Annotated in this window: 2 protein-coding genes; one reads left to right on the top strand and one right to left on the bottom strand. The window is 58.5% G+C overall.

Features of this window, described 5'->3' with window-relative positions:
* The coding region (locus tag ACPYOP_RS32030) for a DUF4214 domain-containing protein (RefSeq protein ID WP_481414235.1) at positions 1-7457 on the bottom strand (7457 nt) is incomplete at its 3' end.
* 889 nt (positions 7458-8346) lie between these two features.
* Here ACPYOP_RS32030 and ACPYOP_RS32025 point away from each other — a divergent pair.
* A complete protein-coding gene (locus ACPYOP_RS32025) occupies positions 8347-8703 on the top strand; it encodes a DUF3592 domain-containing protein (protein WP_481414234.1) in 357 nt (118 codons plus the stop codon).
* Positions 8704-9081 lie beyond the last annotated feature (378 nt).

Genomic DNA, 9081 nt, shown 5'->3' with positions numbered 1-9081 from the left:
CCGTTCCAGTCGAAGGTCACCGACGAGCCGGTGGCGAGCGCGTTGATATCGAGCGGCCGCAGATCGATATGGTCGTCATGATCGAGGTCGAGCAGCACGGGTCGATTGCCACCACCTCCTCCTGCCCAGGGATTGGGATCTGGTCCCGGCCATTGCTCAACGAACCTGTAGCCGGAGCTACCACCCCCGGCGTTACCAGCCAGGTAGCGCTTCCACGAGGTGTTTCGTCCGGCGCTATCATATTGATAATCGGTATATCCCCGATCATCGTTGTTCGATCTGGCGTCATGGATGACGTTGTTGACGAAGTGCTGTACAAGGGTGGTCCAACCCTGATTATTGTTCACGTCGTGCGTGGTCACCTGGTAAGTCCCCGCCGTATCGCTGTAGACGCTTTCGGTAACGAGCTGTCCTGCCGAATTATAGGCGTTGGCAAGCGACGACCAGCTTTGCGAATTGTTGACGTCGTAGGCATAGAGAATCTTGGCTCCGTCGTCATAGATGACGTTCTGGTTGGTCATCTGCCCGGCGGCGTTGAAGGCCTGGTCGATCTCGGACCAGGCTTGCGCATTGGCCGGATCCCAGAACCAGATGTTCTTCGTACCGTCGTCATTATAGGCGGTCTGATTGATCATCTGGCCGGCGGCGTTGAAGGTCTGCTCAAGCCGTGACCATCCCTGGGCATTGTAAACATCGTAGGTGACGGCGTTGCGCGTTCCATCATCATTATACTGGGTCTGGGCGAGCTGGCGTCCGCCGGCGTCGAACGACTGCTCGATCCGCGACCAGGGCTGGGCATTGGCCTGGTCCCAGAACCAGTTGGCCTTGTGACCGTCATCGAATTGAGCCGTCTGCGAGACGAGCTGGCCGGCGGCGTTGAAGCTCTTGTCGAGCCGGCTCCAATCGTTGGAGTTGGTGACATCGAAATCGGTCGTACTATTGAGCTGACCGGCGGCATTGTAAAAATCAACATGCTGCTGAGCGCCCGTGGGCGTATGGAAATAGATGGTTGTCTTCGTCCCATCATCATTCGTCTGGATCTGCGAAACCATTCGGCCCTGCGCATCGAAGTCCTCTACGATGCTGCTCCAGGGCTGGGTATTTCTCGGATCCCAGAATGTGGAGCCTTTAGCGCCATCGTCATGGTAGCTTGTCACCGAAAGCTGCTGACCGGTGACAGGATCGACGCTATAGTCGACCCTGCTCCAAGACTGCGAGTTGGTCACGTCGAAATCCGTGCTTCCAATCGCCTGTCCCGCCGCATTGAAGTATCCGATATGCTGCTGAGCGTCGGTCGGTGTGTAGAAGGTGATCTCTGTTCGCGAACCATCGTCGTTGAATAGCCTCTCCAGCGTCCTCTTGCCGGCGCTATCGAAGGACCGCTCGACCCGACTCCAGGGATTGGCATTCAGCGGATCGTAAAGGACGGCCGAGGTCGGAATGCCGGCCTTGTTGGCGTTGATGACACCAAGCACCTGTCCGCCGGCTGCATCGTAATTGGTCGTCACCGAGCTGCCGTCGGCGGCAATGACAAGCTCCGAGGTTTTGCGGCCCTGGCCATCGCTGGTCACCCTGAGCGTCAGGCTGCCCATGGCCGAGACGGTGTCAACGACGGTCTGGGTCACCGCGCTGCTGGCGTTGAGATCGACCTTCGTCAGCGTGATCGAGCCGTCATTGTGGATGATGGAGGTTTCCGTGTGATCGATGACGCCGTCGTTGTTGGTATCCTTGCTTAGGACGGTGATCAGGCCATCCGTGCTGGTCGTGATCGTGCCTTTGGCGATCACGGCGCCGCTGGCATTGGTCTCCGTGACGGTCGCCACTGTCGAGCCATCGGCCTGGAGTTGCGACTGCATGACCACCTCGAAGGTGCCATTGCCGTCATAGTCGTATTTGATCGTCTTGGCGTGACCATCGGCTGAACTGTCGGTCTCGACCTTGGCGGCGATCGCCTGCCGCCAATAGACCTTACCGGCCAGAAGATAATTCGTCTTCTGCGCGGTGGCGTTGTTGGTGATGATCGACACGGTCGCGCCGGTAGTGTCTGATGTCAGCGTCTCGACCTGATCGACGGTGCCGTCGCCATCGACATCCTTGGAGGTCGTGCGCACCATGCCGTCGGACGACTGCTGGATGGTCGTCTTCGTCGCCAGCGGCGCGATCGCCGAAGGCGACGCTGGTACAGTCGTCAGATCCGTATCGGAGATGACGGTGGTCTTGCTGCCATCGGCATTGTTGGTGTTGAGGGTCACGCGCCGGCGATCGACCGTGCCGTTGCCATCGAGATCCCAGTCGGTGGTGGTCTGCAGACCATCGGCCGTGGTGATGGAGGTCGAGCCATCGCCCTTGACGCCGGCCGACTTGTAGTCGGTGACAATTTGCGTCGTGACGCCGGAGTCCGCCGTCACCGTCTGCTGGTGCTGGTCGATGACGCCGTCACCATTGGCATCGCGGTCGATCGTGACGGTCTGCTTGTCGGCACTGGTGAGCGTGACGGTCTTATCGAGCAGCTTGCCGGACGCATCCGTCGTCGTCACCGTCTCGCGCCTGGCGCCGTCGGCCAGAATCTCGACCATATCGCCGACCGTCTGTGTTGCAAGCCATGTCCGCTGCTCGCTCGTCGAGACGACCACGCCCTTGGCATTCGTCGTCGTGATGACCTTCGAAATCAGCGAGCCATCGCCATTCGTGCTCCTCACCGTGCGGGTGCGGATACGGGTACCGTCGGTATTGATCACAATCTCATCTGCAAGAATCTTGACCGTATCGCTGACCGTTTGCGTCGCAAGGCCTGTACGCTGCTTGCTCGTCGAGACGACCAGGCCATCGGCATTTGTCGTTGTAACGAACTTGGAAATCAGCGAGCCATCGGCTCTTGTGCTCGTCATCGTGCGGGTGCGGGCACCATCCGAATTAATCACGGTCACATCGGTCGCGGTCTGAGCATAGGCGCCAGCGCCCGTCAGATCCGATTGCGAGGTGATCGACAGGCCATTGGCGCTGGTCGTCGTCAGATAGCGGCTGGTCAGCGTCGTGCCCGTGAAATAGCTGACGGTCTCGGTGCGCGAACCGTCGGCATTGAGAACCGTCACGTAGGTGCGGCTCTTGGTGAAGGTGCCGGAGCCCGTCTGGTCCCACTTCGTCGTCACCGTCAGCCCATCGGCGGAGGTATCGGTCTGGGTAACAGCGCTCAGCACCAGCGCGCCGCTGCTGTCGGCGGTGTAGATCTGTTCGACCGTGGTCCTGCTGCCATCGGCATTGAGCGTCGTCAGGTCCGAAACGGTCTTGTTAGCGGCACCGTTTCCGTCGGTGTCGTAGCTGATCAGCGTGTTGAAGCCGTCGGCGCCCGCCGTCCGCGTTGTCGAATGCGACACGGCGCCTGCAGGTGTCAGGTCGGACAGGGTCTGCGTGACGCTTCCGTCGGCATTCTTGGTCGTGACAGACTTTTGATCCACGACGCCGTTTCCGTCGATATCGTAGGTTACCGTGACAGTCTTGCCATCGCCGCTGGTCGTGGTCGTCGTCCTGTTGGCGATCACGCCGGAATTGGTGACGACCTCGGTCACGGAGCCATCGGCGCCGAGCGTGGTGACGTCGGTCGTCGTGCGGGCAGGGGACAGAACGAGGGCGGAATTGCTCAACGCCCAGGCTGCGGCGGCATTGGCGAGATGCGTCTGTCCTTCCCCGGTATCGGCTATGTGCGCCGCGAGCGAAGCGCGTGACTCTCCGGCATTGAGCCTGTTCACAAAGTAATTAAGTCCATCCGGATCCGGACTTCTTCCCAGGCCATTCTGATAGAGCAACGTCATGAATTGCGTATTGTCGAGCAAGCCGTATCTCTGAGTGAATTCGGTGGAATTCACCAGATCGGAAGCCATATGGACGACGTCCGTGCCGGAATTGTATGTGGACGTCGTAAAATGCGAGAGGCTGCTGTCATCAGGGTCTCGGCCCAGGATCGTACGGTAAAGGCGGTATATCTCATTGCGCGCCGTGACATCGCCGCCGCGATCGCCGGAGGCGACGCTGGAATCGCCGGATACCACGGTCGTCTTGCTCAGGCCGTTGGCGGAGGTCGTCACGCTTGTCTGTTGGGCGGACCCGCCATTGCTCGACCGCTTAAAGATCTCCGTGCGCGAGCCGTCCGCGTTGAGCGTCGTGACGTCGCTCGTCATCTGCTCAAAAACACCGTCGCCATCCCAATCCGACGTCGTCGCAACGGACAAACCATTCGCCGACGTTGTCGTAACCGCACGGCTTGCAAGCGTCGTCGTGCCGGTCTTGTAGGTCTCCACCGTCTTGGTCGTCAGGCCCGTCGCATCGAGAACGGTCGTCGTCTTCGCGTCAGTCTTGCCGTCGCCGTCGAGATCGACCTGGCTCGTGACCGTCTTGCCATCCGAGCTCGCCGTATTGGTCGTCTTCGACAGAAGCGTGCCGCCCGCCGTCGTGACGGAATCGACCAGGGAGGTCGAGCCGTCGGCATTCAGCGTCTTGGTAGCGGTTTCGGACCGATCAATGGTACCATCGCCGTCATAATCGTAATCGCCTTTGGTCGTAAGGCCGTTGGCGCTGACGGTCACCTTGGTCAGACCGATCAACGCCGTGCCGGCATAATTCGATGTGGTGGTCGTCTTCGAGCCGTCGCGGTTGAGGACCGTCGCCCTTACCGTCTTGGCGTCGATGACACCATCGCCATTGAGATCTCTCTGGGTGGTGATCGTCAGGCCATTTCCGGAGGTGACCGTCGTCACCTTGTCGAGCAGAACGCCGGTATTGCTCTTGTCCGTCACCGTCTGCGTGCGGCTGCCATCGGCATTGATAACCGTCTGATCGATCATCACCAAATCAACGGCGCCGTCACCGTTGAGATCGTCCATTGCGGTGTTGGTCAAGCCATCCGCGCTGACCGCGAGCGTGGCCTTTCTGTGAAGCGCACCGTCTGCGCTCATTGATGTTGCAGTGGTGATCTGGCTGCCGTCCGCGGCAATGATTTGCGTCGAAGCGGTGTCGATATGGCCGTCACCATCGACGTCCTTCGTCACCGACGTCGTCTTGCGATCGGCGCTGACTGTCGTCACCGTCTGGCTCAGCAGGGTTCCATTACCACTCTTCGCCATGACCGTTTCCGTGCGAACCCCGGCTTTGAGGGTGATCACATCGGTGACCGTCTGGTCGAAGGTCCCGTCGCCATCGAGATCGGACTGCGCCGCCTGCGTCAGGCTGTCGGCGGACGTCGTCGTCACCGTCTGGCCGATCAAGGCGCCATTGCCGCTCTTGGTCGTCACGGTCTCGACCCGCGCGCCGCCGGTGCCTGCCGTGATGATATCGGTCGCTACCGCGTCATAGGCGCCGTCGCCATCGGCGTCGGTGCTGACGGTCTTTGAAAGACCATCGGCACTGGTGGTCGTCCGTACCTTGCCGACCAGCGTTCCATTCGGATTGAGGATACTGTCGGTCTCGGTGATCTCGCGATCGCCGGAGGCGACGCCGGGATCGCCCCCAACCGTAATGACGATCTGGCTGTCGGCGGCGCCGTCGCCGTTGGCGTCGACCGAGATATTCTTGCTCGTGCCATCGGCGCCGGTGACGATAAGGCTCTTCGACAGCAGCACGCCGCCGGCGCTCGTGTCTTGAACCGTCTGCGTCCGCGATCCATCGGATGCGACCGTCGTCACGTCGGAATGGATGAAATCGGCGACGCCATCGCTGGTCACGTCGGTCGAAGTCGTCGTCGACAGGCCATTTGCCGCCGCAACCGTCGTGATCTTTCCGCGCAGCGAATTATCGCCGTTGGTGATAGTCACCACGGTCGTCACATCGCCATTGGCTGCAATCGTGCGCTGCGTCTGCTCCTTGTCGTCCACGGTGCCGTTGCCATCGAGATCACTGCTGATCGTCCGGATACGGCTGTCGGCGCCCGTCACAGTGGTTTCGCTGGAAAGGAGCGAGCCGTCGGCGCTCGTGTCGTTCACTGTCCGGGTGCGCGTGCCGTCGGCGGAAACGACCGTGGTTTCCGTTGTGACCGCCTCGTAGACACCGTCACCATTGGCGTCAATCTTTGTCGTCTTCGTCAATCCGTCCGCGCTGGACTGGACAAGCTTCTGCTGAACGAGCGCGCCGGACGTACTGAACTCTTTTGTGGTTGTCGCGGTCGAGCCGTCGGCATTCGTGACAAAGCTCTGGGTTTGATCGGTCTGGCCGTCACCATCCTGATCGACTGTCGTGGTGATCGTCTTGTGATCGGCGCTGGTGACCGTCGTCGTGCTGTTGAGAACAGAGCCATCGGCATTGAAGTTCGTGACCACCCGCGTGCGAACACCCGATGCAACCGTGGTGGCATCCGTCTGCGAACGGTCATAAGCGCCGTTTCCATCGTCATCGAATTTGGTCGTGACGGTATTGCCGTCTGTGCTCGTGGTTACCAGATCCTGGAAGGCCAGGCTGCCGTCGGCATTGTAGGCCTCAATCGTGTTCGTCTTCGACTGGTCGGCATTGGTGACGACGGTCGACTTGACGATGTAGCCGTTGGGATCGCTGGCGAGGACGGCGTCACCCACCGTCCCGGTCGAACCGTCGGACTTGGTGTAGCTCGTCGTTCCGGTAATGGCCGAGCCATCGCTAAAACTTTGGCCGCTGCCTTTCGGCGTCAGGTCGATCGAGGTGATGCCGAGCGAATCCAGCGACACCAGTTGGTTATCGACCATGACCTTGAACTTCGACCATTGTGCGTCGCCGGCATCGAGCTTGCCATTGCCGTTGGTGTCGAAGACGTCCTTGAGCGCTTCTAGGTCGCCCGTGGCAGTCGGGTCCCACTGCGTAAATTCGAATTCCTTCGAGTTGCTGATCTTGCCGTCGCCATCGGCGTCGAATACCAGGACGCCCGTGCCGTTGCCCGCCCAGGCCATGCGATGCTGGTAGCCGTCGCCATTCACATCCACAAACTGGGAAGACGTCGCGAGCGTGTTGAGGTTCAGGCCATGGCCCGAAAGGTCGAGAAGCACAGGGCGGAAACTGTCATCGTCGGATTTACCCGCATGGTCCTCGGTCGCGCTGTGGGATGATGAATAACCTCTCCCGCTGCTCGGTCTCCCAGAGGCACCGCCGCCCGGTCCCACGCCATTGTGTTCGGACGGGGCATCCTGTCCCCAGCCATTGCGTGCATAGCTTCCCCTATTGCTCGCCCCACCATAAGCGCCGCCGCCCGGTCCTACGCCATTGTGTTCGGATGGAGCATCCTGCCCCCAGTCATGGCGTGCATAGCTTCCGCCATTGCTCCCCCCACCATAAGCGCCGCCGCCCGGTCCCACGCCATTGTGTTCGGATGGCGAATCCTGTCCCCAATCGTCGCGGGCGTAGCCTCCCTTTGGTCCCAGGTCGCCCAAAAGCCCTCCGTAGAACGGCTCAAAGCGCATCGAGGGTGGCGTCGGAGCAACTGTGACATTTGGAGTGCTTGGCATGAAGCCGAAATTCCACGTAGAACTGTCGACCGGCGTCACCGGCGTCGGAGCAACCGGATCAACAGGGGTGAACGAGATGGGGCCAATGCTATCCGGCGTCGGGGGATTGATCGCCAGGTCAAGATCGAATGGGCCAGAATATGGCTGCGATGGAGTAACGGGTGCTGGATCAGTAGGGGGGGCACCAACATCTAGGTCGTCGGCGAGCTTCCCAGGGAAAGGACTCGTTGGACCATCTACGACCATATAATATCGTGATAAATCAACGTTCGTCATGGGAGTCATCATGGCCCATGGCAGTGATGCGGTTGTCGCGATATCTCCTGATATTGGAACGGAAAAGCCGGTGCTTAAATTGAATTTTCCACCCCATGGTGTCGGCCCCAGGGATCCGCTCACAGAGGCTGATATTACAAAACCGCTATTTTTGCCGTCATAGCTATAATTGTATCCAATTCCGAGAAACGAACTAAGCCTTTGGCCCAACACGCCGATTTGAGGGCCAAGTCCAGCTTCTATGGAAGCGCTTGTCGTTGATACTGTACCTCGCGCCGCTAGCCCAAAGGCAGTCACCTGCACTCGGCCACTACTTATCGTTCCGTCAAATAGGTTGCCACGCGCCTGACCTGAAATGCCAAACTCACCATTCGCGATTGAAAACGAGCGGGAGTCTTGTAATGATAGGGATGCTGACGGACTGATTTCCCTGTTGCCCATTTGGTTTGCCTCATTTGACGATTTGAAAGATTCAACGGATTTCTTCTAAACAGGACATCTGTCGAAATGAAGCCACTTGGTAAAAGTGTAATTTTATGCGGAATTCTCCAAGCATTGCCGAATACACTTCAAACCTAGTTGTCGAGATCCTTGTCATACAGAGTATGTCCTTATGGTTGCAAAATGGTTCGTTTATTGCTTTTGTCTTTGTATTGTGGGGTCAATTATATTTGGCCGTATTTACGAGTTAAAACTGACCAAAAACTGGGTCGAGGTTATCGGGCGCATTACTAAAAGCCAATTCAAACAAGCAGGCGAAGATTTTTTACCATTTGTGGACGTGGTTTACACTTACAATGATGAGATATTTGAGAGTAAAAACCTGAATGCAGATGGTTCATTATTGCGCGAATTTCTCGTTGGCATGGATATAGAATTGCTAATCGACCCAGATAATCCAAGCAGATGCCGTGTTAAGCGTAGGTCGGCGGTCGATAGCTTTGTTGGACGATTCATTCACAAAGGATAGAGCGGGTAATATTTTTGAGTTCTGTTGCCTCGTGCTTACGTTCCTAGGTAGTATGGCCGGGTGCATGATGGCCGCATTACCTTCGCGCAGGGGTATGCTTCTGAAGCAAAACTAAGCATAGAATTCTTTCCTTCTCTTGCCGGCTTGTCGCCGTCGTGCGATGAGGCCTGCGACCCGGTGCCGCCGGCGAGCAGCACACACCGTCGTGTGGCAGGTTGTGTAACCGGCGTCTGCGTAATCCGGATAGGAAATGCGGTGTCCGTATGATGGATCATGGCAATACACAGTTACTTTAGCAATAGCGGATTTGCTTGCTGGAGCTCGCCGGATGCATGTCTGCCGACTTCATTGAAGAATTGAAACGTAACTCCAACGTCT

Source organism: Rhizobium sp. KNZ2-6A (assembly GCF_056755475.1).
The sequence above is the reverse complement of the archived record's forward strand: the minus strand, read 5'-3'. Positions and strand labels throughout refer to the sequence as shown.